This window comes from Methanocaldococcus villosus KIN24-T80, from assembly GCF_000371805.1.
GTDB lineage: Archaea > AGJL01 > Methanococci > Methanococcales > Methanocaldococcaceae > Methanocaldococcus > Methanocaldococcus villosus.
The window spans coordinates 361,132-383,915 of sequence record NZ_AQUK01000001.1 but is presented as its reverse complement, the minus strand read 5'-3'; the positions used below and the strand labels follow the sequence as shown (position 1 = coordinate 383,915).

The following is a 22,784-nucleotide window of genomic DNA, read 5'->3' as shown; positions in this document are numbered from 1 at the left end:
GTATTAATAAAAGATTTTAAAATTTTTTAAAATATTAAAGCTTTTAAAATAGGATCAGTAACTTCTTCTGGAGGGATTTCTTCAACTTTTTCTATCTTTATTTTTGATCTTTTAACCTTATAGAGTCCACCAAACTCAGAATATAACAACTCAATAGCATGTTCAGGTTTTAAAGCTTTATACTCTTTTCTGAAAAACATGGGTTCCTTTTTTAATACCTTACCTGTTATTCTATAGAATGGCATTCTCTCACCTTTCTATATATGTTTTGTGCTGCAGATATCCACCTAAGGTAAGAATATATTGAAGCCTTTAAAATAGATATATCTGGTGATTCTACATGTATTTTTATAACATTTCTTTCTAACTTCATTTCAGCTCTTGATCTTATCTGAGATGATATATGTTCTAAATAAATAGCATTATAAATAATTTTTGCCTCTTCTTCAGAATCAAAAGTTAATATTAACTTAAACCTGTTCATTATTCCACTAATTTATCAAATAGTTTTATTGATTTAATCCTAATTAATGGGCCAATTTTAACTCTATTTTTATAAAACTGCATAGCAAATAGGTATTTTGGATCTTTTTCTAATCTTAAGACAATTTCAGATTGATCATCAATATTTAGATGTTGAAATAAAAATTTATCATATATATCATAAAATTCTTTAAAATTCTCATCATCCTCTAATCTTTTATCTACTTTAAGTTTTATACCATCTTTATTATATATCTTCTCTCCACAGATTTCTCTTTGGAGTTTAACAGAAATAAAGCTCGATAACTTTTTTTCTCTTTCCACATCATAAACCATTAATGTTCCAGGATTTCCTTTAAATTCTCCTATTAAAAGGATGTGTTTATCCATTTCAAATAACTCTTTTAAAGATAATTTACCTCTTTGAATATATGGAATATTTAATGTTCTTTCAAGATCCCTTAAGAAACTTCTTGTTCTTTGAGAAGGTTTTCTTGAGCTAGTTAATATCATAGTTATCTTGCCTTTAAGTGTTTAACTACTTTTGGTCTTAACTTTATTAAAATTTTATAACTACAGTATGGGCACCTTGCCCTATTTCCTAACTCCTCATAAGAAATAATTTTTTTACAATTTAAGCATTTGTATTCAACCATAATTCATCACTCTTCTTTCTCCAATATTCTCCTTATAGCTTTCATAACAGCCTTTCCTGCACCAGTTTCTGGAGTGTATGCTCCTCCAGCAACTTTAGCCCCACACTTTTCACAAACCCAAATAGAAGTTGAAGCTCTTCTCAACTTTTGGAATCCGCAAACAGGACATTTGTATTTTTGTTTTGCTTTAACTTCAACATCTCTAACTCTTGCTCTTATTTTTAAACCATATCTTGGCCCAAATCTTCCTGCAGGTCCTACCTTTTTTGTATGACTAAACATAATTTTTCACCTCATTCACTATATCTTTTTAAAACTTTTGCTTGGAAATTACCTTTAGTTATTTTATTTAGTTGGGTGTAGAAATCTGATTCTACCCCACTGGGGATTTCTATTAAGACAATTAATGATCCATCATTTGCCCACTCTTCCTGTTTAACAGAACCGAAATGGTGTAACACATTATAAGCCTTACCAGCAAACTCAGGAGGAATTTTAACAGCAATATCCCTTTTTTCAAATTTTATAGGAAGGACTCTTTTAAGTTTTTTAATAATCTCAGGAACTTGTTCTTCAGCAGATTTATAAATGTCAATATTTATCTTAAGCTCTTCTAATGCCTTTTCTATTCTATGAGGAGGATGTGGGGTATCAGTTTGAGGATTAATTGTGTTTTTACATATTATTGTTATAATTTGTTTCTTTTTTTGTTCCCTTATCTCTTCTCTTTGCTTAGCAGTGAGTTGAACATGCCCTTTTAATATGATCTTTTTAGCTATTTCTTTAACATCTGTAGTTCCAAAAACTTTCATTAATAATTCTTCAGGAGCTTTCTCTCCTTTATTAGCATCTTTGAAAACTACATCAATAGCTAAGAGTTCATCCATATCTACATTCAAACCTTCTTTTAATTTAGCAGCTAAATAAGGATCTACTAAAATTTCAAACTTTTCTCCATGTGCTGTTAATCTAGCTATAACAGCTTCTTCCAAGGATACCATATCATATCCCCAATTATATAAATTTTTCGGATAGAAATATTATTTAATATTAGATTTAATAAATTATATTTTTTAAGGATTTAAAAACCTTTTTAGTGATGTAAATGATTATCAGAGGAAAATTTCTATATGGAGAAGATTTTACTCTAAGAGAGGGAAATTTAGTTATTGAAGAAGGAATAATTAAGGGATTTACTAATGAAAGGGAAGATATAAAATTTAATGGCTTAATTATCCCTTCAATTATAAATGCTCACACACACATTGCTGATAATTGTATTAAAGACATAGGGATAAATAAGGATTTAGATGAGCTTGTTAAACCACCAAATGGTTTAAAACACAAGTATTTAAAAATTTTAGATGATAATATTATTATAAAAGGTATAAGATTAGCTATAGATGAAATGGTTAGTTTGGGGATAAGATATTTCTGTGATTTTAGAGAGGGGGGGTTAAAGGGAGTGAAGTTATTAAGGAAAGCTCTTAATAATAGAAGAATAAAAGCTATTATTTTAGGAAGACCAATAAATATAGATGTAAGTGAAATTGAAAAAATTTTATTTTCTGCTGATGGTATAGGATTGAGTGGAGCCAATGAATATAATGATGAGGAGTTGAAGATAATATATAATTTAACTAAAAAATATAATAAAATTTTTTCTATTCATGTAGCTGAACATAGAGGGGCTGTAGAGTACAGTATAGAAAAATATGGTAAAACTGAACTAAAGAGATTATTAGAGTTAAATATAAAACCTGATTTTATCATTCATGGGACACATTTAAGTGATGAAGATATTTATTTATTAAAAGAGAAAAATATCCCAACTGTCTTATGTGTTAGAGCTAATCTATATTTTAATGTAGGTATGCCAAATATTAAAAAATTGATGGAGAATGAAATAATGTTAGGGATAGGTAGTGACAATTTCATGGCAAATTCTCCATCTATATTTAGAGAGATGGAGTTTATATATAAGCTCTATCATATAGAACCAAAAGAGATTTTAAAGATGGCTACTATAAACAATGCAAAAATATTAAAACTTGAAAATGTGGGATTAATAGATGAAGGCTATAAAGCTGATCTAACCTTTATAAAACCTACAAACGCCATTTTGTTTAGTAAAAATATAGTAGCTTCATTGATGAGGGTTGAAAAAGGAGATATAATAAATATATGGTGGAATAATGCATAAGATATGTGTTATACCAGGAGATGGTATTGGGAAAGAGGTGGTGCCTGCAACAGTAAAGATATTAGAAGCTGTAGGAGACTTTGAGTTTGTTTATGCTGAAGCAGGAGATGAGGTTTATAAGAAAACAGGAAAAGCTCTTCCTGAGGAAACTGTAGAAAAGTGTTTAGAATGTGAAGCTGTTTTATTTGGAGCTGCAGGGGAAACTGCTGCAGATGTTATTGTTAAACTTAGACATATTCTTGATACATATGCTAATGTAAGGCCAGTTAAGGCTTATAAAGGGGTTAAGTGTTTGAGAGATGATATTGACTATGTAATTGTTAGGGAGAATACAGAAGGGTTATATAAAGGAATAGAGGCAAAAATTGATGAGGGTATTACAATAGCTACAAGGGTTATTACTGAAAAAGCCTGTGAAAGAATATTTAGATTTGCTTTTGAATTGGCAAGAGATAGAAAAAAACAAGGTAAAGAGGGAAAGGTAACTTGTGCTCACAAGGCAAATGTTTTAAAAATAACTGATGGATTATTTAAGGATGTATTCTATAAAATAGCTAAAGAATATCCTGATATTAAGGCAGAGGATTATTACATTGATGCAATGAACATGTACATTATAACAAAACCACAAACATTTGATGTGGTTGTCACATCTAACTTATTTGGAGATATTTTATCTGATGGAGCTGCAGGTACTGTTGGTGGTCTTGGGTTAGCTCCATCTGCAAATATTGGAGATGAACATGGATTGTTTGAGCCAGTTCATGGCTCAGCTCCAGATATTGCTGGAAAAGGAATAGCTAATCCAACAGCAACAATTTTAAGTGCAGTTCTTATGTTAAGGTATTTAAATGAACATGAAATGGCTAATAAAATAGAGAAGGCATTGGAAGAAGTTTTAGCAGAAGGATTAACCACTCCTGATTTAGGAGGAAATTTAAAAACATTTGAAATGGCAGAAGAAATCATAAAAAGGTTAGAACATGATTGAGTTAGAAAGAAAATATCATTTACAGGTTTATAGGAGATATCCAGTAGTTATTGTTAAAGGTAGAGGTATGGAGGTTTATGACATAAATAATAAGAAATATTTGGATTTTATAGCAGGGATAGGGGTTAATAATGCAGGCCACTGTCATCCAAAAATTGTAGAAGCTATTAAAAATCAAGCAGAGAATTTGATACATGTCTCCAATCTTTTCTATAACATCCCACAAATTGAATTAGCTAAAAGATTGGTAGGGTTGTCTAAATTAGATAAAGCTTTCTTCTGCAATAGTGGGACTGAAGCTATAGAAGGAGTTATAAAGTTTGCTAGAAAATATGCTAATAAGATATTAAATAAAAAAGGAGAAATTATAACTTTTTATAATGCATTTCATGGTAGAACTTATGGAGCTTTATCAGCAACACCTAAAGATAGGATAAGAGAAGGTTTTGAACCACTATTAGAAGGGTTTAAACACCTACCATTTAATAATATTGAAGCTTTAAAAGAGGGAGTTGATAATAATACAATTGCTATTATGTTGGAATTGGTTCAGGGAGAAGGAGGAGTGAATGTTGCTGAAATGGAGTTTGTAAAGACAATTGCAGATATTTGTGAAGATAAAAATATTTTATTAATTGTTGATGAGATCCAAACAGGAATTGGTAGAACGGGCAAGATGTTTGCTTTTGAACACTATGGTATTGAGCCAGATATGGTAACATTAGCTAAAGCTCTTGCAGGAGGTTTGCCAATAGGAGCAGTATTGCTAAAAGAGGAAATAGAGAAAGCATTAAATTATGGAGATCATGGCTCAACATTTGGAGGAAATCCATTAGTTTGTTCTGCAGCTTTAGCAAATTTAAGTGTTATTGAGGAGCTAATAAGGGATAACAAAGTTCTTAAAAAAGGAGAGTATTTTTTAAATAGATTAAAAGAGTTGGATTATGAGTTTATAAAAGATGTTAGAGGTTTGGGATTAATGATTGGTGTTGAATTGGAATTTAATGGAAATAAAATTGTTGAAGAGATGTTAAAAAGAGGATTTTTAATTAATTGTACATCTGAAAAAGTTTTAAGGTTCTTACCTCCTTTAATTGTTGAAAAAGAGGAAATAGATTTACTTGTAGATAATTTAAATGAAGTGTTTAAAAATTATTCTGAGTGAGGGACAAATGTTAATTATTTTAACTGGTTTGCCTGCAGTAGGAAAAACTGAATTCTCAAAAAAATTGGCTAAAGAGTTGTCAAATGATGTAGATGTGATTGTTTTAGGAAGCGATTTAATAAGAGAGAGTTTTCCAATATGGAAAGTAGATTATGAGCCATTCATAAAAGAGAGTTTATTTTATTTGATTGACAAGGCATTAAAGAAATATTGGGTTATTGTAGATGATACAAATTATTATAATTCAATAAGAAGGGATTTGATAAAGATAGCTAAAAAACATAATAAGAGATATGCTATTATCTATCTAAAGGCTCCATTAGATGTTATATTAAAAAGAAATAAAGAAAGAGAAAAAAAAGTTCCTGATGAAGTTATAATCAATATGTATAATAAATTTGACCCCCCAGGAAAGAAATATAAATGGGATGAGCCCTTTTTGGAAATAGATACAACAGAAAATATTGATTATAAGAAAATAGCTAAAATATTAATAGAAAAATCAAAAGAAAAAATAGAAATAAAAAAGGTTATTAAAGAGCAGTCTCTATTAAATAAAATAGACATTGAGACAAGAAAGATTATTAATAGTTATATAAAAAATAAAAATCTTAATAAAGATGAAATTATAAAAATAATTAATCTTAGAAAAGAATTCTTAAAGAGTCTAAAAAATAAAAATATAAATTATGATGAAGCAATAAAAGAGTTTAAATCCCTTATAAGTCGGTGAATTTTATGCAAATGTGTGAACTCTGTGGAAAACTAACTGATAAACTTTACAAAGTTATAATAGAAGGCTCAGAAATGATGGTATGTGAAAAGTGCAAGAAGTTTGGGAAAACTCCAAAAACATATTCAAGAATAGGGAAAAAAATACCTACAAGAGATGTTAAAACAGAAAAAAGAATTGTTAAAAGGCCAAGAAGAGATTTATTTGATAAACTTGTAGAGTTAAGGGAAGATTATGGTGATGTAATCAGAGAAGCTAGGGAAAAATTGGGGTTATCTATTGAAGAGTTAGCAAGAAGATTAAAAATAAAAGCCACAGTTTTACAAAAATTTGAAAGATATGAGCTAGAACCTAATGAAAAAGAAATAAAATTGTTAGAGAAAGAGTTAAAAATTAATTTATTAGCTAATCCACAGGAGGAGACAATTGAAAGTTCTTCAGAGGAGGAGAGTTTTACATTAGGACATTTTTTAAAATTTAAGAAGTGAGATAAAATGATAAAGATAAGAGCTTTAATTGAAGTAAAAGGTAACATTAAAAATATTGTAGATAAAGAGTTTGAGAGGATTAAGGAAGATATTAAAAATTATAACCCAAAATTAGTATTTGAAGAAACAGAAGAAGGGGAGTTTTATACAAAAATTGGAGAATTTGAGATATCTTTTAATAATTTATTAGAATATTTGGAATTTTGTTTAAAATATGGTGCTGATATAGAAGTGGTAAGTCCAGATAAATTAGTGTTGGATGTTGATGAAATCAATAAAGCATTAGCTTTTGTAATATCTTTTTTTAAAAAGATTTATGAGAAGTATAATGTTGTATATAAAATGGATTTAAAAGAGAAAGATATTAATGTAGAAGAATATAAATTGGGTAGATTTGATGAAGATGAGATTTTAGAACTTTCAGAAGAATATATAAGGGTAAAATGTGTCTTTGAAGGTGTGGGAAAAGATGAAGAGACTGTAATAAAGAAACTCATATCTACATTAGACAGTGAAAATATAATAATAAATAAAGTTTTAACTCAAAACTTTGATAAAGATAAATTTAATGGTTTAGTAGCAATTGACATGTTTTGCAAGCCTTTTGAACTTTTTGAGATTGCATATAAGTTTTTACCTATAGCCATTTCTGTTCAAAAGAATAAAGTGGAGATTAACCTTTCAGAGTTGCAAGACATTGGTAATGAGTTGTCAGGAGCGGTGTTTGAGATAGCCCATATTATTAAGGGATAGTATGAGAATTGGATTATCTACACTATTTTTTTGGGAATATCCTATGTTTGAAATTGTTGATATATTTAGAGAGATTGGATTAAAATGTATGGAATTTTTTCCAGAAAATCCAGATTTTTGGGATAACAGGTTTGATTTAGATTATATTTCAGAGTTAAGAAGAGAATTTAAAAAATTTGATATAGGTTTGCATGCACCACATATTGAGCTTAACCCATCATCATTAAACCCATATGTAAGAGAAGCTTCTATAAAGGAAACATTGTGGAGTTTAGAATTGGCTAAATTTTATAGATGTGATGTTATAACAATTCATCCTGGGAAAAGACCTACCACAAGAGAGCCTACTAAAGAGGAGTATGATCATTTTTATAATTATTTAAATATTTGTTTAAAAGAGGCTAAAAAGAAAAAAATAACATTTTGTATGGAAAATCTACCAAAGAAGATTAATAGAATTGGATGGCATCCAAAAGATGTTGAAAATATATTAAAAAATTTTGAAGGGTTATATTTAACCTTAGATTTTCCACATGCTAAAGGTTATTTAGATGAATTTTTAGAATTATATGATTATATCAAACATACTCATATATCAGGAGTTATTAATAATAGAGACCATTGCTCATTAATAAAGTCAGATATTGATTTTTCAAAGTACATTTTGGAATTGTTACATAGAGGGTATAAAGGGATGTTTAATTTAGAACTTGATGATAGAAGATTTGGAAAAAACCTTAGCAAAGAGGAGAAAATAAATATTGTTATAAAAGAGGTTGAATACTTAGAATCTATTTAAGTCCAAAAATTTTTCTTAATACTGTTGATGTTACAAATGAAACCAATATGTACCATCCCAACCATCCTAAGGCATTGTTAGAAACTATTTTAAATCCTCCATGGTAAAGCATAGAACCCAACCAATGCCAAAAATCAACTAATAGTAACTTAGCTAACACTGTTGGGAGATAAACTACAACTCCATTCCAATCAGGGTAAAGGTTTTGGTATATTCCATTATATCCATAAACATGTTTTAGGTAAATAAAAATAAGTATTATAGGTAACCATGTATAAATCATTGGTTTAAAACTCATTTTCATAAATTCTGCATTTAATTGCATCATCTTTTCCTGATCTTTTTTTAACTCTTCTAACTTTTCTGGGTTATTCATATATTTTTTATACTTTTTCTGTATTTCTTGCATTTCTCTTTTTATTTCCCCTAACCTTTCCTGGTCAATTAAAAATTTATTAGCCAATGTAATTATTAAAGAAACTATAAAAGCTATAAATAAAATAGACATTCCTGGATGTAAAATTTTTATTATTGGTAAAAAAATAGCATCTAATGAATTATAAAAAAAGTTTATAATAGTATCAAACATTTTTTACACCCTCTTATCTTAATACCTCTACTAACTCATCAACAGCTTTATCTAATAGATGGTCTCTATTTTTGATAATCTTTATTGTAGCTCCTGTTAAAACTCCATAAGTCATAGCTGCACATCTATTCATAAATATATGTTCAGCTATATCTTCAGTAGATTCAAAGTCTCTTTCTCTTGTCTTATCTTTTAATCTTCTCATTAATATTTCTGAGTAGTCAGCCTCTACTAATACTATAATATCTGGCTTTAATTCTTCCAAAACCCATATGGGCAATCCTGCCAGATACCCTTTTGGAGTCTTTATTGTACTATGTGTATCAACAACAATATTTTCTGTCTTGCCCATCTCAGCTATTTTCTTTCCTGCCAATTTCTGAATTCTCTTCTGTTCTTCAGGAGGTAATTTTCTTAACTGATCCCTATGTTCTACTAACCCCTCTTCCTTAGCAATTTCAAACATAACTGTTCCAAAATTCACAACTTTATAATCAACCCCTTCTTCTTTTAACTTTTCAATAGCTTTACTAGTTACAGTGGTTGATCCTACTCCAGGAACTCCTACAATAACCACTACTCTACCCATTTATATCACCTCATTTTTATTAATTTAGATATGACAGGATGTAGTTCTGTTATTTTTTCCCTTAATAATTGCTCATACATTCTATATACAATAGAAACAGTTAATAAAACTCCTGTACCTCCACCTAAAGCTCCTATAAAGTCAGCTATTGCAGCTAAAAATCCAACAAATGCTGAACTCATGACAGTAATGGCAGGAATGTATCTTTTTAATCTCTGTTCTATTGCTTTCTCACTTTTTCTAAAACCTTTTATAGCCATATCTAATGAGCTTATTCTTTTAGCCATTGTCTTTGGGTCTAGGCCAGTAGTTTCAACCCAGAAGATTCCAAAGAATATACAACATATTATCATTGCTATTAAATAAATAATTGCATGTATTGGATCAGACAGTACTGAGAGTATGCTATATGGTGTTGATAAATAATATGCTATTCCATCTACAGCTTTTCCATTTTGAAAATGACCTAATATTGGTAAACCTACCTTTTGTAAAGCTAATCCCCAAAGTTGTATATTAGCAAATAATGCAGCTGTCAAGATTACAGGCATGTTTGACACATATACAAATTTTATAGGATATTTTGCTATAGCTCCTCTAATTCTCCCATGAGCTAAAGGAATCTCTACCCTTAAACATTCTGAGTAGACAACCATTAAAAATACAATAATTGTTCCTAATATTGGTAAGATATATTCTATGTTTGGAGCTCCTTGTAATAATGAGCTGAAAAACTTCCATAAATAACCTTCAGGTCCAAAAGCTCCAACAAATATAGTTTGTGAAACCCCTGCAGCTATAAATAACCCTATACCTGAACCAATTCCATATTTAGAAACTATCTCATCTAAGTAAATTAACACTATTGAACCTAAGGCTATTTGTAATATTACTAACAATGCAATTAATGGAGATAACGAACCAAAAGCCCCAGTTCCAACAAATAATGTAGCTTCAACAAATGACATAAGTATTGCTAAAAATTTTTGTGTACTCTGAAAAAGTGCCCTGTTTTCTGGAATAGATAGATCAATGTTTATTATTTTAGCTCCAACAAGTAATTGCATAATAATTCCTGCAGTAACTATTGGCCCAATACCAAGTGTTATTAATGTTCCAATCCTTGATGCTGTTATTGTCTGCCAAAACTCAAATATAGCTGGAATCTGAGCACCGGCAGTATAGACATCTATAGTTCCCATTATAAAATACAATACTAAAACTAAACCTGTCCATTTAAGCTTTTCTTTGAAAGATGGCTCTCTTAATGGTAATTCTACATCAGGGATTTTTTCTAATATAGGGATGAGACTTTTCATAATATTTTCCAAATCTATCACCTAATAGTTTTTACAAATTCTAATTTTAATATGTTAAATAATTGCAAAAAAAGTTCATAAAAATAGCTATTATAAAAAATTTTCTTTTCTTCTTTAAATTCAAAAATTAGAAATAAAAAAAAGAGTAAAAATATTTTATAATTCAACAACCTCTCCACCAGCAGCTTCTATTTTTTCCCTAGCTCTTTCTGAAACTTCCACAACTTTAACTACTACAGGTATAGAAATTTTTCCTCTTCCCAATAGTTTCTCATAACCCAATTTAGTTAGATCTACTATATATTTTTCCCCTTCTTTTTCAAATTTATCAGGATTCTTTAAAATTAGCTCTTCCAACTCACCAACATTTATTGTTTCATAATCCTTAACTAATGATGGATGCCTTGAAAAACCATATTTACCAAATCTTTCAGGATCGTATTTAATAACCCATGTCCACATATGGTCAAATCCTCCAGACATTCCTCTTCCTCCTCTGTTTCCAGCTCCTCTTCTCTTTTTATGACTTCCCCCTCCACAGGTTCTAGACCCTCTGTACTTTTTGACTTTTCTTCTCTTTCTAATCATTATTTCACCTTTACATCATCCTTTCCAATAATTCATTTATCTTTTCTCCTCTGTATCCTAAAGCCCCTCCTTCTTTAAAATGTTTTTTTATTCCTCTTCTTTCCCATCCTCTTTTTGGAGGGTGTAACCTAAAAACTGGCTTTATTGGAAGATCTTTGATTTTTATTTCTCCATTAATGATTTTCTCACATAATTCATCAATATCCATTCCAGTTAATTCTTTTATTATTTCTTCATTTACTCTCTTATTTCCAGGTAATCTTCCTCTCTTTAAAATCAATTTTTTTAAGGTTTCTTTGTTTATTTCTCCCCATGTTATATAATCTTTAGCTTTTCTTAACATTCCCTTATAAGTATCAGTCTCGGGAATGATAACACAGTGATTAACTTTATGAAGCCTCAACATTTTTAAAGTGTCAGCAATATCCCCTCTAACTCCTATTCTACCTCTCACTCTAATTACAGCATAAGCCATATTTTTCACCTTAAAAATTTAATTAGAATACTCTACCCTCAGTTATACCTAAAACTTTTTTGTGTTTGTCCATAGTTCTTGTAAAGTTTAAACTCTTTAAAGCTTCAAATGTAGCCATGGCAAAATTATATGTTGTTCTTGTTTCTCCAAATGTTTTTGTCCAAACATCTTTAATTCCTGCTAATCTTAACACAGCTTTAGCAACATCTCCAGCAACTAAGCCAACTCCTTTTGGTGCAGGTAATAAGATAATTGCTGTACTTCCACACTTACCATATCCTCTATATGGAACAGAATGAGCTGTTCCACATCCACACTCCCAAGATCCACAACCTCTTCTAACTCTTATAATATTTTTCTTAGCTTGAGCTATAGCCTTTCTTATAGCTGGCCCAACTTCTTTAGCTTTCCCTTTTCCCACACCAACATAACCATTCTTATTTCCTACAACAACTGTTGCTCTAAATCTTGCCCTCCTACCTGACTTATGCATTCTTTGAACAAGTTTAACATCTAAAACCTGCTCTTCTAAGTCTGGTAGTAATACATCAACAATCTCTGGTTCTAATATTGGTAGATTATTATCTAGAATATAATCAATATCAGTAATTTCTCCCTCTTTAACCATTCTACCTACAGTGGTTTTTGGTTCCCATTCATCTATATTAAATCTCATTTTACCACCTTTAGAATAAGCTATCTATTTTAGCTTTTATCTCTTCAAAATGTTCTGGTAATTTTTCTGGCTCTAAACCTTTTTCTAAGTATTTTGAAAACTGTCTTTTATATTTTTCAGGATCTTCTTCTTTTAGTATTAGAGCATAATTTTTAATATGCTCCCCTCTTATTCTACTTTCATCTGGTAAAATTTCTTCTCCATGTGGAACATCTAACCCAGCATCTAATGCTCCTTTTAATATAGCAAAAACTGCAGCTCCTTTTGTAGCTCTATGTAATCCAATATCTAATACAGCTTCTGTGTAACCTTTTTTTAAGGCTTTTTTTCCTAATAAATAACCTGTTAAATATGCTGAAACTAAGTTACCTGTATGCCCTTTATAACCTAACTTCTCTAACTCTTTTGAATGTGCTGAGACAACAGTTCTATCTCCTTTTTCATCATATTCTATAATTTGGGCTATACAGTGGTTTAGTGTTTTTCTAGCAACTAATCTAGGTTTTCTTGACAGTAGAAGTTTTAATCTTTTTCTATAATCTGTTTTAGCTTCTCTTCTTCTTCTAAATTTTACTCTGTATGTTGGTCCATGAGCCATGTTTCCACCTTAAAAAATTTTTATTTTAAAATCTCATGCTCTTTCATATATAAGAATAGGTGAGCTCTACTTCTAAATGCTCCTCCTTTTGCCATCCTGTATAATTTTCTATATGTTTTTGTGTCTATTTTACCTTCATCTCTAAGATGTTTTAATGTTTTTCTTAAAGCTCTTATGGTAGCCATCCATCTCTCTTTTTGTGGAGTTCTTGCTCCTTTAGCCCCTCTTCTTGATCCAGGCCCTCTTCTTCTCCCTTTCTTTTTCTGTTCTTTTAATTTTTTTACTCTTACATTACTAATACCTTTTTTTTGTAATTTTTTTATGATTCCTTTTTTTATCAAAGCCCTAATATCATCCCTTGTCATTGCCATTTTTACATCTTCTATATGTTCAGGATCTATCCAAACTCTATCTAATCCACATTTTAATATCTTAGCTGCTAACCTCCTCTGTACTGTTAGGTTCATTATTTCCACCTTTTAATGATTTTAATAACTCTTCCTGTTTTTCTTCAGATATATTTAATATCTTAATTCCCAATTCCTTAGCTTTTTTAATAATTTCTATTTTCTTTCTCATTCCTACAGATGAAGCTATTCTTATAGCCTGTTTTTCAGGATTTATCTTTTCAAGATCTTTAACATTATAAACTAAAACATCTTCATAACCACTTGGATGTAATCCTCTTACAGCTTTAGGAGATCTGTAACCTATACTAACAACTTTTGGTTTTTCTTTCCACTTTAATCTCATTTTATTATGCCTACCTCTAGGTCTTCTCCACTTTTCTCCTAATCTTTTATGTCTATGAGCTTCGGTTCTTATAAAGTCAGGTTTTTTTCTCTTAAGTTTAAATCTTAATCTTAACAACCTGTCCATAATTTCACCTTATTTAAATTGGCTTTCCAGCCTTTTCAACAATATATATACCATCTTGGAAAACTCTTGGATCTCTATCTTTTATTTTTGTAGCTTGTTCAATATTAGCAGCAGTTTGACCTACTTTCTCTTTATCTATCCCTGTAACTATGACATCTTCTCCTTGAATTTTAACTGTTACTCCATCCAATATTTTTGCTCTTCTTGGGTGTTTTTCTCCTAAAAAGTTTTCTATTATTACTTCATTATCTTTAACATAAACCTTCATTGGGAAGTGGGCATATCTTATCTTTAATTTGTAAGTGAATCCTTCAGTAACTCCTTTAATCATGTTATTTATATGAGCTCTAATAGTTCCTAACATTGCTTTATCTTTTCTTCTAGGATAGTGGCAATAGATAACAATCTCATTGCCCTCTTTTTTTATGAAAATGTTGTTATTAGGTGTTGTAAAAACTCTTCTTAACTCTTTGTTTCCACATCTAACTATAACTTCATTACCATTAATTTCAACTTCAACATTTTCAGGAATTTTAATTCTCTCTTCTAAATAAGCTGCTACTGGCATAATATCACCTTAGAATACATAAGCTAATAATCTTCCTCCTAATCCCTTTTTCTTAGCTTCTTCATGACTCATTACTCCCTGTGTTGTTGAAACTATTAGTATTCCAAAATCTCTTGCTGGTAAATATCTCTTTTCAAACTTTTCATAACCCATTTTTTTAACAGGAAATCTTGGTTTTATTGCCCCACACTTGTTTATTTTTCCTATAAGTTCTACTTTAAAAACTCCTGCTTTACCATCATCTATAAATTCAAACTGTCCAATATATCCATAATCCTGCATAACTTTTAAAACTCTTCCTATTAGCTTAGAAGCTGGTTTAATATAAGCTACTTTTTTCCCAACTTTCTCACAGTTGGATAAGTGATTTAGAGCATTGGCTAAAGGGTCCATTAAACTCATATTTATCACCTTAAAAAAGTGTTTAATCTAGTTTCTTAAATCCTAATTTGTGAGCAACTTCTCTAAAACATTGCCTACATAGATTTAAACCATATTTTCTTATTAATCCAAATCCTACATGACCACATCTTTCACATGGTCTTACTCCATAACCATATTTCTTTTTCCAAGGTTTTTTAGCCATTATTCCACCTCCTCTTCCCATCTTTCTACTTTAATTCCAAAAGTTTTTTCTATAAATTCTATAGCCTCTTCTTTTGTTAATCTGTGCCTTCTTGGAATCTTAGCTTTACATCTTTTTCTTCTTTTAACTCTAAATCCTGGTCTTTCTAAAGTAACACAAACATCCATTCCAAAAACTCCAATCATAGGATCATATTTCTGCCCAGGAAAGTCAATATGTTCATGAATACCAAAGGAAAAGTTACCATATTCATCAAAAGAATAATCATACAATTTTTTTCCTTCCTTTTTAAAAGCCTCAAATGCATTTCTTAAAAATTCTTCAGCTCTTTTACCTCTTAAAGTAACTTTTAATCCTATAGGTAATTTTTTTCTAATTCCAAATGTAGGATTTGTTTGTTTTGCCCTAGTTTTTATTGGTTTTTGTCCTGTTAGTTCTTGAATAACCTTTTCTCCTTTAACTAACCTATCTCCACTTTCTCCAACTCCAAAATTAACAACAACCTTTTCTATTCTTGGCCTTAACATTGGCTGTTTTTCCCAAAGTTCTTCAAAACTCATTATTTCCACCTTATAATTTAATTATTGGATTTTCATCTCCAATAACAAAAACATAATCCTTTACTGTCTTAAATTTCTCTCCATCTTCAGTTTCTAAAGTAATTATATCTGGATATATTCCTCTTCTTTCAATGTCAACAATTCTTGCAATTTCTCCAACGTGTTTACCTCCTGTAATGTAAGCTAATTTACCTACCTCAAATGGAATATGAGCTTTTATCTCTTGGTCAGGGATTGTTATTAATAAGGTATCAGATGTTTTATAAACATCCTCTACTGGATTTGTAGGGTCTTTTACTCTAATTAAAATATTTCTTCCATCATGTAAATTGAGTTGTATATGCCCTCCTTTAACAACAGTTTTGTTCTTTATTTTACATAACTTAACATCTGGATTTTCTGTTGGTTTTAGTTTAATTCTTCCTTTTCTATCAAACAATACCCTATAATTCTCATTAGCATCTGGTAAAGACACAACATCCATAAATCCTACTGGGAGTTTCTCTTCTTTTCTAACTCTACCATCAACTAACACTTTACCCATTTTTATTATTTTTTTAGCTTCTCTTGCATTATCTGCATATTTTAAAACATCTCTAATTATTAATAGCAATGGCAAGGATTCATCCATTGGATGAGCTCCAGGTAAAGGCCTAACAGTAAATTTGTGTACTTTTCTTGGTAGTTCCCATCTTACTGGTGCAGCCAATCTTTTTAAATGTCTTTTTGGACCTTTTTTAGCCATTATTTCACCTTATTCCTTTTTTATATGTTTAAATCTTCTTTCATCTTTGTCATAGAGCTTAACAATCATAACATTTGATGGATGTATTGGGTAATATACCTCAGTTCCATTTTGCTTTTTTAATGTAGCTCCTTCAACAAATATTCTATATCTTTTTAAATCCACTTTAACAACTTCTCCTTCAAGTCCTTTATAATCCCCTCTCATTATTCTAACAACATCTCCTTTTCTAACAGGCAATGCATTTTTTCCATACTTTTCTTTTAACTCTTTTGATAACATAGCACTCATAACTTTCCTTCTTAAATGCAATGGAGCATTAAATAAAGCTTTTCTTTGTTTTCTTGGCTGTTTTGATTTTGTAAAAGCCATATTAATCACCTTAGATAATTATTTTAGCAATTCTTGCTATCCCTGGCCATCTTTCAGCAGCTTCTTTTGCTACAGGTCCTTTTATATCTGATCCTTTTGGATTTCCATCAGGAGTTACAATAACTACAGCATTATCAAAGAACTTAACTCTTGTTCCATCAGGTCTTCTAATTTCTTTTCTTTGTCTTATAATAACAGCTGGTAATACTTGCTTTCTCATTTCTGGAGTTCCTTTTTTTACTGTAACTATAACCATATCTCCTACTCCTGCTGATGGCAATCTTCTCATAACTCCTTTGTATCCCCTAACAGCTATTATTTCTACTTCTTTAGCTCCTGTATTATCAGCACATACACATCTAGCTCCAACAGGCAACCCTCTGACAGGTTTTGAGGCAATAGCTTTCATTATTCTTCACCCTTAATATCTTTAATATTCCCTAGCTTTTCAACAACTACAAATGATTTTGTCTTACTTATAGGCCTACATTCCATAATTCTAACAATATCTCCAACCTTAGCATTTATACATGGTGGGTTATGGGCATGAAGTTTGGAACTTCTTTTTTCATATCTTTCATATTTTTTTAGGTAGTGTAAATATTCTCTTTTAACTACAACAGTTTTTTGCATCTTGTCACTGACAACTACTCCTACAAAACTCTGCCCTCTTACTGGTAGAGTTCCATGAAATGGACAGTTTTCATCATTACACTCTACTTCTGGAGCTTTAACTTTTATCCCTATATTCCTTGCCATATTATCCCCTCTATAGTTTGTGGCTTAATAAATAAAAATTAGCATATATAACTTTAACGGTTAAAAAAGCTCTTAGTATGGATAGAGAATTTTTATTTTTTTCTTTAATCTTTCCTCAGGTCTTCCAATTAATAATCTTCCATCAACTTTAACCTTACAGTTGTCCAAATGAAATAAAAATATGGCAATATCTTTTGGAATTACTACTTCTTTCCCAGAATCTTTTTCAATTATTAAAGTCTTTCTTGTCTCATCAACAACTTTTCCTTTAATTCCTATCATAGATTTATTTTTGGCATGTACAATTTCAACTTTTAAACCAATAAGCTCATGTCTTAAAATGTCTTTCGGGTTCATTTTATCACGGGGACGGGGTGTGCCCGTAGAGGGCATCCACGTCCCCAATTTTATTATTTAGTGAGAGAAAAGAAATTACCTAATTTCAATAGAGTCCTTTGAAAATCCCATTTTAACAAGGATTTCAGCAACTTTCTTTCTGTGATCTCCTTGTAACTCTATTGTGTTTCCTTTAACTGTCCCTCCACAGGCACACATATCTTTTAATTTTTTGGCAAGATCTTTTAGATTTATAACACTTGTATCAAAACCTTCAATAATGGTCATTAACTTTCCATATCTTCTCTTTGCTACAGATATCTTAATTTTTTGTTCTTCTTTTGCTATTTCCTCACAAACACATAACTCTTTTGGTAGTCCACATTTTGGGCAAATCTCTGGCATTATTGGACCCCTAATGTTAAAGAGGTTTTAAACTAAATAATAAAATTTTGGTATTTAAACTTTTTTACTATTATTTATAAATCTAAATATTTTTTAATTTTTTTGTATCAATAATAATTTTTACATGTTTTGGCTTATTAACACCTTTCAAACACTCTAACATAGCTATTAAACTTCTACCAATAATCTTTGATACAAATGGAACAGTAGGAATAATTTTATTATCTACAATAATTTTTATTCCATTTGATAAAACACATTGATCCCATTTTACTTCATTTTTACATAGAGCTTTAACAAAAGTTTCACAATTATATCCACAGTGACCACAGTTCAAATTCATTGAAGGAATTATAGCCTTTTCTTCAATAATTTTTATTACTTCATCAATATTATAATCTCCTTTAATAACATAAGCTGTTTGTTCATCTATTAACTTATCATCACCATTTTTTAATAAAACTATTTTTGGAATATTAAGTTTTTTTAACTCATCTTTAAAACCTTCTATTATAACAAAATCAATATCATATCCCATCAAAATTCCTAAAATTTCATCTAAATTTAATTTATTTAAGAAAAAAACTGTTTCTTTATCAGAAGATATAATAGATATTTTTGCTCCAGCATCTCTAAATCTATAACTATCTTTACCCTTTAAATCAATATCATCTATTGTATGTTTTATCACAGCTATTTTTTTATCCCAGTTGCTTATAATATCTTCTATAAGCTTAGTCTTACCAGAGTTCTTATAACCTATGACACCAATAACTCTCATATTATCACAGTGCTACCATATAATGGTAAGATATATATAATAATTTTTATGAAATCTATTTGGAAAAATATTAATAAGGTGATGTTGTTGGAGGCTTTAATATTAGTAGGGCATGGAAGTAGGTACCCATACAGCAAAGAGCTTATGGAAAAGATAGCTGAAAAAATTAGGGAGAGGAATTTATTTCCAATAGTGGAGATAGGGATGATGGAATTTAATGAACCCACCATTCCACAAGCATTAAAAAAGGTTATAGAAATGGGTGCTAAAAGGATAATAGTAGTCCCAGTCTTTTTAGCCCATGGGACACATACATTAAAAGATATTCCACACTTATTAGGATTGAAAGAATTAGATGAGAATGATAGCCATCATCACCATCATGATCATGAACATGTTGAAATTCCAGAAGATGTTGAAATAATATATAGGGAGCCCATAGGGGCTGATGATAGATTAGTTGAGATTATTATAGATAGAGCTTTTGGTAGATAAATAACATTTTATCTATCTCTTTTTCCCCTTCTAAAACATTTTTAAACTTTGTTAAATAATTTGCTATTTTTAGTAATATATTAACCTCATCTTTAAAAGTTAGCTTTCTAAAATGTTCTCTTCTATTTAGCTCTAATAGATATCTTATTATCTCCTCTTCATCATGATGTCTTTTTAAATTTATATCAATGTTAAATATCTCTTTGATCTTCTCCCCTAACTCATCAAAGTTCTTCGAGTTAAATAAATATCTCCCCAACTCTTCCCTATATTCCCAAGTTATTCTATTCTTCTCATCAAAATATGTTTTACTACTATATTCCATATTTTCTTTTAAGAAATTATCAAATTTATCAAAATAAAGCTCTTTTATATATTCAATGGCCTTTTTTACAATTTTTTTGTCAATTTTACCTTTTTTAATTCCATTACAATAATGTTTTATTATTAATAAAGGAGTTCCATCCCACTTAACCATGCAACTGAATGGAAAGATTAAGCACATCAATGGTTTGTATTCTAAACCTTTTTCTATATGAACTCTACATAAATTATCTTTTAATAATATACAACCTTTTTCATTAACTTTCAACCTATAGTTAAAAAACCCTTCACATCTTTCAATAGCATAATTGTAATCTTTAAGTTTTATAAGGTCAAAATAATTTAAATATATCCTCCAACCTTTACAGGAACAGCAGTATGCACATCTCATACAATTGTATGTTATCCCATTAAATGTTATTTCCCACATAATAAATTAAACTGGTGATCAAATGTTATATAACTTTTTATTTATAGTCATATCTGCTATTATATCATATATTGAAAAAATAGGTTTGGAAAAGGAGATAATTTTAGTTTCTATCTTAGCTTTAATTCAACTAATTATTTTAGGGCTAACTTTGAAGATTATATTCTCATTGGGTATACTCTTCTCCTTTTTACTACTTACTTTAATGATATCTGCAGCTTCATATTTAGTCAGTAAAGAGGTAAAAATAAAAAATAAAAGTAAGCTATTCTTATCACTTTTTTTATCATATATTTTGACAACTACAACAGTTTTATTTTTCCTTATAATCTCGAAAACAGTGTCTTTAACACCTTCTCAAATAATTCCATTAGCAGGAATGGTTATAGGAAACTCCATGAATACAGCTCATCAAACATTAGAAACATTAATAGATAAAGTAAAAACAGAAAAAGAAGTTTTTTTAGGATATATAGCTTTAGGAGCTAGAGAGATAATAGCCTTAAAGCCATTTATTAGAACTGCTATAAGAATAGCTTTAATACCACAAATAAACAGAACAAAGTCTGTAGGGATAATTTTTATACCTGGGGCTATGGTAGGGTTAATATTAGCAGGAGCTGATCCTCTATATGCTGCAAAGATACAAGTTGTAATTATGTGGATGATTATATATTCATCCTTAGTAGTTTCTATATCCATCTGTTACCTTATGCATAAAGACCTTGCTAAAGTCTGAAGGTGGTAGTTAATGTGTGGTATATTTGGGGCCTATTCTGATGAAAAGAATGTTGCTAAAAGGTTATATTATGGGTTATTTGCACTACAACATAGGGGACAGGAGGGAGCAGGAATTGCTACAACAGATGGAAAAAATATTTATTATCACAAAGATCTTGGGCTAGTTGCTGAAGTATTCAATAATAAGATTTTACAAAATCTCATTGGTTTTATGGGTATAGGGCATGTTAGGTACTCTACAACAGGTGGTAAGAGAGTGGAGAATTGTCAACCATTTATAGTCAAGAGCTCATTTGGATATATAGCTATAGCCCATAATGGGGATATAGTTAATTCTGAAGAGTTAAGGAAAGAACTTGAAAAGAGAGGACATATTTTTATTTCTTCCACAGATTCTGAAGTTATAGCTCAACTACTTGTTAGAGAGTTAATAAAGACTGATGATAAAATAGAGGCTGTAAAAAACACATTAGATATGCTAGTAGGCTCATACTCTTTATTAATCATGTTTAATGACTCATTAATTGCTGCTAGAGATCCTTATGGGTTTAAACCACTTTGTTTAGGGAGAGATGAGGATTTTATTTATATTTCTTCTGAAGACTGTGCATTAACTACATTAGATGCAGATTTTATAAGAGATATAAAACCTGGTGAAATTTTAGAAATAAAAGATGGTGAAATAAACAGCTATAAATTTAAAGAAAGTGATTTTAATGACTATTTTGATATAAATGTTCCTATTATATATAGAGGAGCAACAACATGCATGTTTGAATATGTTTATTTCTCTCGACCAGACTCTACTATTGATGGTATAAGTGTCTACAAAGTTAGAAAGAAAATAGGAAAAACTTTAGCAAGAGAAAAACCTGCATCTGCAGATATTGTCTCCCCAGTACCAGATTCAGGAATTACATTTGCTTTAGGTTATGCTGAAGAGTCTAAGATTCCATATTATGAAGGGCTGATAAAAAATAGATATGTGGGTAGATCATTCATCCTTCCTTCACAGAATGAAAGAGAATTAGCAGTAAGATTAAAGCTTAGCCCAGTAAAGAGTGTTTTAAAAGATAAGAGTATTGTGCTTGTAGATGATAGTATAGTTAGAGGGACTACATCAAAAAGAATAATTGAAATAGTTAGAAAAGCAGGAGCTAAGGAAGTACATTTTAGGATAGGATCACCTAAGATAATCTCCCCATGTTATTATGGAATTGACATGAGTAGAAAATCTGAATTGATAGCTGTTGATAAGAGTGAAGAGGAGATAGCTAAAATAATTGGAGCAGATTCTGTTGGCTATATATCATTAGAAGGATTAATAAAAGCTATTGGTAGAAAAGATTTATGTTTAGCTTGCTTAACAGGAAAATATCCAACAAAAATAGATTTTGAAAAAGTTATTATTAGAGAAAATTAAATAATATTGTTGTATTTTAGAATCCAAACTATTATAGCTACTAAGTAAAAGGGCAACAATCCACAACTAAACCACTGTTTTTGATTTAAACATTTTTCTCCAAAAATTTTAGCTGTTATATGGCCAAATATGACAGCACCAAAAAATAGAAATAACAGTGTAACTATTCCACTGAAAATTCCTAATCCCATAAGATAAATGTAGTTTGCTAAATAACCAAAAATTATTCCACCAAATGTATGTATTGTACAACATTTTCCTTCAATATCCATAAA

General features: G+C 29.9%; 38 protein-coding genes. 10 read left to right on the top strand and 28 right to left on the bottom strand.

Annotation, left to right across the window (positions count from 1 at the left end):
• Positions 1–26: 26 nt before the first annotated feature.
• The 6 genes from rpl18a to METVI_RS0102230 are packed head-to-tail and all read right to left on the bottom strand — an operon-like array spanning position 27 to position 2,140.
• Positions 27–245 (bottom strand): 50S ribosomal protein L18Ae, encoded by a 219-nt coding sequence (gene rpl18a / locus METVI_RS0102255; RefSeq protein WP_004589981.1) that lies wholly within the window; start codon positions 243–245, stop codon positions 27–29.
• Positions 227–484: a KEOPS complex subunit Pcc1 gene (locus tag METVI_RS0102250; protein WP_004589980.1), complete on the bottom strand. Its 258-nt coding sequence runs from the start codon at positions 482–484 to the stop codon at positions 227–229. The genes rpl18a and METVI_RS0102250 overlap by 19 nt, the downstream gene beginning before the upstream one ends.
• Positions 484–996: an rRNA maturation protein gene (locus tag METVI_RS0102245; RefSeq protein WP_004589979.1), complete on the bottom strand. Its 513-nt coding sequence runs from the start codon at positions 994–996 to the stop codon at positions 484–486. Before METVI_RS0102245 ends, METVI_RS0102250 begins: the two co-directional genes overlap by 1 nt.
• A gap of 2 nt (positions 997–998) precedes the next feature.
• A complete protein-coding gene (locus METVI_RS0102240) occupies positions 999–1,139 on the bottom strand; it encodes a DNA-directed RNA polymerase subunit P (RefSeq protein ID WP_004589978.1) in 141 nt (46 codons plus the stop codon).
• Positions 1,140–1,145: 6 nt separating this feature from the next.
• On the bottom strand, positions 1,146–1,421 hold the full coding sequence (gene rpl37A, locus METVI_RS0102235; protein ID WP_004589977.1) for a 50S ribosomal protein L37Ae: 276 nt from the start codon (positions 1,419–1,421) through the stop codon (positions 1,146–1,148).
• Between the two features lie 11 nt (positions 1,422–1,432).
• Positions 1,433–2,140 (bottom strand): ribosome assembly factor SBDS, encoded by a 708-nt coding sequence (locus METVI_RS0102230; protein WP_017980995.1) that lies wholly within the window; start codon positions 2,138–2,140, stop codon positions 1,433–1,435.
• A gap of 104 nt (positions 2,141–2,244) precedes the next feature.
• Between METVI_RS0102230 and METVI_RS0102225 the strand changes: the two genes are divergently transcribed.
• Genes METVI_RS0102225 through METVI_RS0102195 form a run of 7 tightly spaced genes read left to right on the top strand, consistent with a single transcriptional unit; the run spans position 2,245 to position 8,271 of the window.
• Positions 2,245–3,342 (top strand): amidohydrolase family protein, encoded by a 1,098-nt coding sequence (locus METVI_RS0102225; RefSeq protein ID WP_004589975.1) that lies wholly within the window; start codon positions 2,245–2,247, stop codon positions 3,340–3,342.
• Positions 3,335–4,333: a bifunctional 3-isopropylmalate/3-methylmalate dehydrogenase gene (gene leuB, locus METVI_RS0102220; RefSeq protein ID WP_004589974.1), complete on the top strand. Its 999-nt coding sequence runs from the start codon at positions 3,335–3,337 to the stop codon at positions 4,331–4,333. Before METVI_RS0102225 ends, leuB begins: the two co-directional genes overlap by 8 nt.
• Positions 4,326–5,498, top strand: coding sequence for an aspartate aminotransferase family protein (locus METVI_RS0102215; protein WP_004589973.1), 1,173 nt, complete (start codon positions 4,326–4,328; stop codon positions 5,496–5,498). Before leuB ends, METVI_RS0102215 begins: the two co-directional genes overlap by 8 nt.
• A gap of 7 nt (positions 5,499–5,505) precedes the next feature.
• Positions 5,506–6,231, top strand: a complete 726-nt coding sequence (pstK, locus tag METVI_RS0102210) for an L-seryl-tRNA(Sec) kinase (protein ID WP_017980994.1) — start codon at positions 5,506–5,508, stop codon at positions 6,229–6,231.
• Positions 6,232–6,236: 5 nt separating this feature from the next.
• Entirely contained in the window at positions 6,237–6,719 is a 483-nt protein-coding gene (locus tag METVI_RS0102205) for a multiprotein bridging factor aMBF1 (protein ID WP_004589971.1), read from the top strand.
• A 6-nt stretch (positions 6,720–6,725) separates the two neighbouring features.
• Positions 6,726–7,472 (top strand): hypothetical protein, encoded by a 747-nt coding sequence (locus METVI_RS0102200; protein WP_004589970.1) that lies wholly within the window; start codon positions 6,726–6,728, stop codon positions 7,470–7,472.
• A gap of 1 nt (position 7,473) precedes the next feature.
• A complete protein-coding gene (locus tag METVI_RS0102195) occupies positions 7,474–8,271 on the top strand; it encodes a sugar phosphate isomerase/epimerase family protein (RefSeq protein WP_004589969.1) in 798 nt (265 codons plus the stop codon).
• Here METVI_RS0102195 and METVI_RS0102190 read toward each other — a convergent pair.
• From METVI_RS0102190 to mobB, 20 genes are all read right to left on the bottom strand, one after another.
• Complete coding sequence (locus tag METVI_RS0102190; protein ID WP_004589968.1) at positions 8,264–8,860, bottom strand: EMC3/TMCO1 family protein; 597 nt, start codon at positions 8,858–8,860, stop codon at positions 8,264–8,266. The genes METVI_RS0102195 and METVI_RS0102190 overlap by 8 nt on opposite strands.
• 13 nt (positions 8,861–8,873) lie before the next feature.
• A complete protein-coding gene (locus METVI_RS0102185) occupies positions 8,874–9,449 on the bottom strand; it encodes an adenylate kinase (RefSeq protein WP_017980993.1) in 576 nt (191 codons plus the stop codon).
• 5 nt (positions 9,450–9,454) lie between these two features.
• Entirely contained in the window at positions 9,455–10,768 is a 1,314-nt protein-coding gene (gene secY / locus METVI_RS0102180; RefSeq protein WP_040682706.1) for a preprotein translocase subunit SecY, read from the bottom strand.
• Positions 10,769–10,924: 156 nt separating this feature from the next.
• Positions 10,925–11,356: an uL15 family ribosomal protein gene (locus METVI_RS0102170; protein ID WP_004589966.1), complete on the bottom strand. Its 432-nt coding sequence runs from the start codon at positions 11,354–11,356 to the stop codon at positions 10,925–10,927.
• Between the two features lie 10 nt (positions 11,357–11,366).
• Positions 11,367–11,831, bottom strand: a complete 465-nt coding sequence (rpmD, locus tag METVI_RS0102165) for a 50S ribosomal protein L30 (RefSeq protein ID WP_004589965.1) — start codon at positions 11,829–11,831, stop codon at positions 11,367–11,369.
• Between the two features lie 22 nt (positions 11,832–11,853).
• Positions 11,854–12,507: a 30S ribosomal protein S5 gene (gene rpsE / locus METVI_RS0102160; protein WP_004589964.1), complete on the bottom strand. Its 654-nt coding sequence runs from the start codon at positions 12,505–12,507 to the stop codon at positions 11,854–11,856.
• Between the two features lie 10 nt (positions 12,508–12,517).
• Positions 12,518–13,105, bottom strand: coding sequence for a 50S ribosomal protein L18 (locus METVI_RS0102155; protein ID WP_004589963.1), 588 nt, complete (start codon positions 13,103–13,105; stop codon positions 12,518–12,520).
• Positions 13,106–13,125: 20 nt separating this feature from the next.
• Positions 13,126–13,572, bottom strand: coding sequence for a 50S ribosomal protein L19e (locus METVI_RS0102150; protein ID WP_017980991.1), 447 nt, complete (start codon positions 13,570–13,572; stop codon positions 13,126–13,128).
• Positions 13,538–13,984, bottom strand: a complete 447-nt coding sequence (locus METVI_RS0102145) for a 50S ribosomal protein L32e (protein WP_004591415.1) — start codon at positions 13,982–13,984, stop codon at positions 13,538–13,540. The genes METVI_RS0102150 and METVI_RS0102145 overlap by 35 nt, the downstream gene beginning before the upstream one ends.
• Positions 13,985–13,997: 13 nt before the next feature.
• Positions 13,998–14,552 carry a 50S ribosomal protein L6 gene (locus METVI_RS0102140; protein ID WP_004591413.1) on the bottom strand — a complete coding sequence of 185 codons (555 nt, stop codon included), beginning with the start codon at positions 14,550–14,552 and terminating at the stop codon, positions 13,998–14,000.
• A gap of 9 nt (positions 14,553–14,561) precedes the next feature.
• Positions 14,562–14,954 carry a 30S ribosomal protein S8 gene (locus METVI_RS0102135; RefSeq protein ID WP_004591412.1) on the bottom strand — a complete coding sequence of 131 codons (393 nt, stop codon included), beginning with the start codon at positions 14,952–14,954 and terminating at the stop codon, positions 14,562–14,564.
• Between the two features lie 22 nt (positions 14,955–14,976).
• On the bottom strand, positions 14,977–15,138 hold the full coding sequence (locus tag METVI_RS0102130; RefSeq protein ID WP_004591410.1) for a 30S ribosomal protein S14: 162 nt from the start codon (positions 15,136–15,138) through the stop codon (positions 14,977–14,979).
• Entirely contained in the window at positions 15,138–15,698 is a 561-nt protein-coding gene (locus METVI_RS0102125) for a 50S ribosomal protein L5 (protein WP_004591408.1), read from the bottom strand. The genes METVI_RS0102130 and METVI_RS0102125 overlap by 1 nt, the downstream gene beginning before the upstream one ends.
• Positions 15,699–15,708: 10 nt before the next feature.
• Positions 15,709–16,443, bottom strand: coding sequence for a 30S ribosomal protein S4e (locus METVI_RS0102120; RefSeq protein WP_004591406.1), 735 nt, complete (start codon positions 16,441–16,443; stop codon positions 15,709–15,711).
• Between the two features lie 9 nt (positions 16,444–16,452).
• Positions 16,453–16,815 carry a 50S ribosomal protein L24 gene (gene rplX / locus METVI_RS0102115; protein WP_004591404.1) on the bottom strand — a complete coding sequence of 121 codons (363 nt, stop codon included), beginning with the start codon at positions 16,813–16,815 and terminating at the stop codon, positions 16,453–16,455.
• 10 nt (positions 16,816–16,825) lie between these two features.
• On the bottom strand, positions 16,826–17,224 hold the full coding sequence (locus METVI_RS0102110) for a 50S ribosomal protein L14 (RefSeq protein WP_004591402.1): 399 nt from the start codon (positions 17,222–17,224) through the stop codon (positions 16,826–16,828).
• Positions 17,224–17,574 carry a 30S ribosomal protein S17 gene (locus METVI_RS0102105; protein WP_004591400.1) on the bottom strand — a complete coding sequence of 117 codons (351 nt, stop codon included), beginning with the start codon at positions 17,572–17,574 and terminating at the stop codon, positions 17,224–17,226. Before METVI_RS0102105 ends, METVI_RS0102110 begins: the two co-directional genes overlap by 1 nt.
• Positions 17,575–17,646: 72 nt before the next feature.
• Positions 17,647–17,931 (bottom strand): ribonuclease P protein component 1, encoded by a 285-nt coding sequence (gene rnp1 / locus METVI_RS0102100; protein ID WP_004591398.1) that lies wholly within the window; start codon positions 17,929–17,931, stop codon positions 17,647–17,649.
• A gap of 75 nt (positions 17,932–18,006) precedes the next feature.
• Positions 18,007–18,315, bottom strand: coding sequence for a stress response translation initiation inhibitor YciH (yciH, locus tag METVI_RS0102095; protein WP_004591397.1), 309 nt, complete (start codon positions 18,313–18,315; stop codon positions 18,007–18,009).
• A gap of 82 nt (positions 18,316–18,397) precedes the next feature.
• The gene (mobB, locus tag METVI_RS0102090; RefSeq protein WP_004591395.1) at positions 18,398–19,096 is read right to left on the bottom strand and encodes a molybdopterin-guanine dinucleotide biosynthesis protein B; all 699 of its coding nucleotides are present in this window, start codon (positions 19,094–19,096) and stop codon (positions 18,398–18,400) included.
• Positions 19,097–19,183: 87 nt separating this feature from the next.
• Between mobB and cfbA the strand changes: the two genes are divergently transcribed.
• On the top strand, positions 19,184–19,591 hold the full coding sequence (gene cfbA / locus METVI_RS0102085) for a sirohydrochlorin nickelochelatase (protein WP_017980990.1): 408 nt from the start codon (positions 19,184–19,186) through the stop codon (positions 19,589–19,591).
• Here the strand turns inward: cfbA and METVI_RS0102080 are convergent.
• The gene (locus METVI_RS0102080; RefSeq protein WP_004591392.1) at positions 19,566–20,306 is read right to left on the bottom strand and encodes a YkgJ family cysteine cluster protein; all 741 of its coding nucleotides are present in this window, start codon (positions 20,304–20,306) and stop codon (positions 19,566–19,568) included. The two genes, cfbA and METVI_RS0102080, sit on opposite strands and share 26 nt — an antisense overlap.
• A 61-nt stretch (positions 20,307–20,367) precedes the next feature.
• On the opposite strand from METVI_RS0102080, the gene METVI_RS0102075 reads away from it, so the two are divergent.
• On the top strand, positions 20,368–21,084 hold the full coding sequence (locus METVI_RS0102075; protein ID WP_004591390.1) for an ABC transporter permease: 717 nt from the start codon (positions 20,368–20,370) through the stop codon (positions 21,082–21,084).
• A 12-nt stretch (positions 21,085–21,096) separates the two neighbouring features.
• Positions 21,097–22,509 carry an amidophosphoribosyltransferase gene (purF, locus tag METVI_RS0102070; protein ID WP_017980989.1) on the top strand — a complete coding sequence of 471 codons (1,413 nt, stop codon included), beginning with the start codon at positions 21,097–21,099 and terminating at the stop codon, positions 22,507–22,509.
• Here the strand turns inward: purF and METVI_RS0102065 are convergent.
• Complete coding sequence (locus METVI_RS0102065; RefSeq protein WP_004591389.1) at positions 22,506–22,781, bottom strand: EMC6-like membrane protein; 276 nt, start codon at positions 22,779–22,781, stop codon at positions 22,506–22,508. The two genes, purF and METVI_RS0102065, sit on opposite strands and share 4 nt — an antisense overlap.
• Between the last annotated feature and the right edge of the window lie 3 nt (positions 22,782–22,784).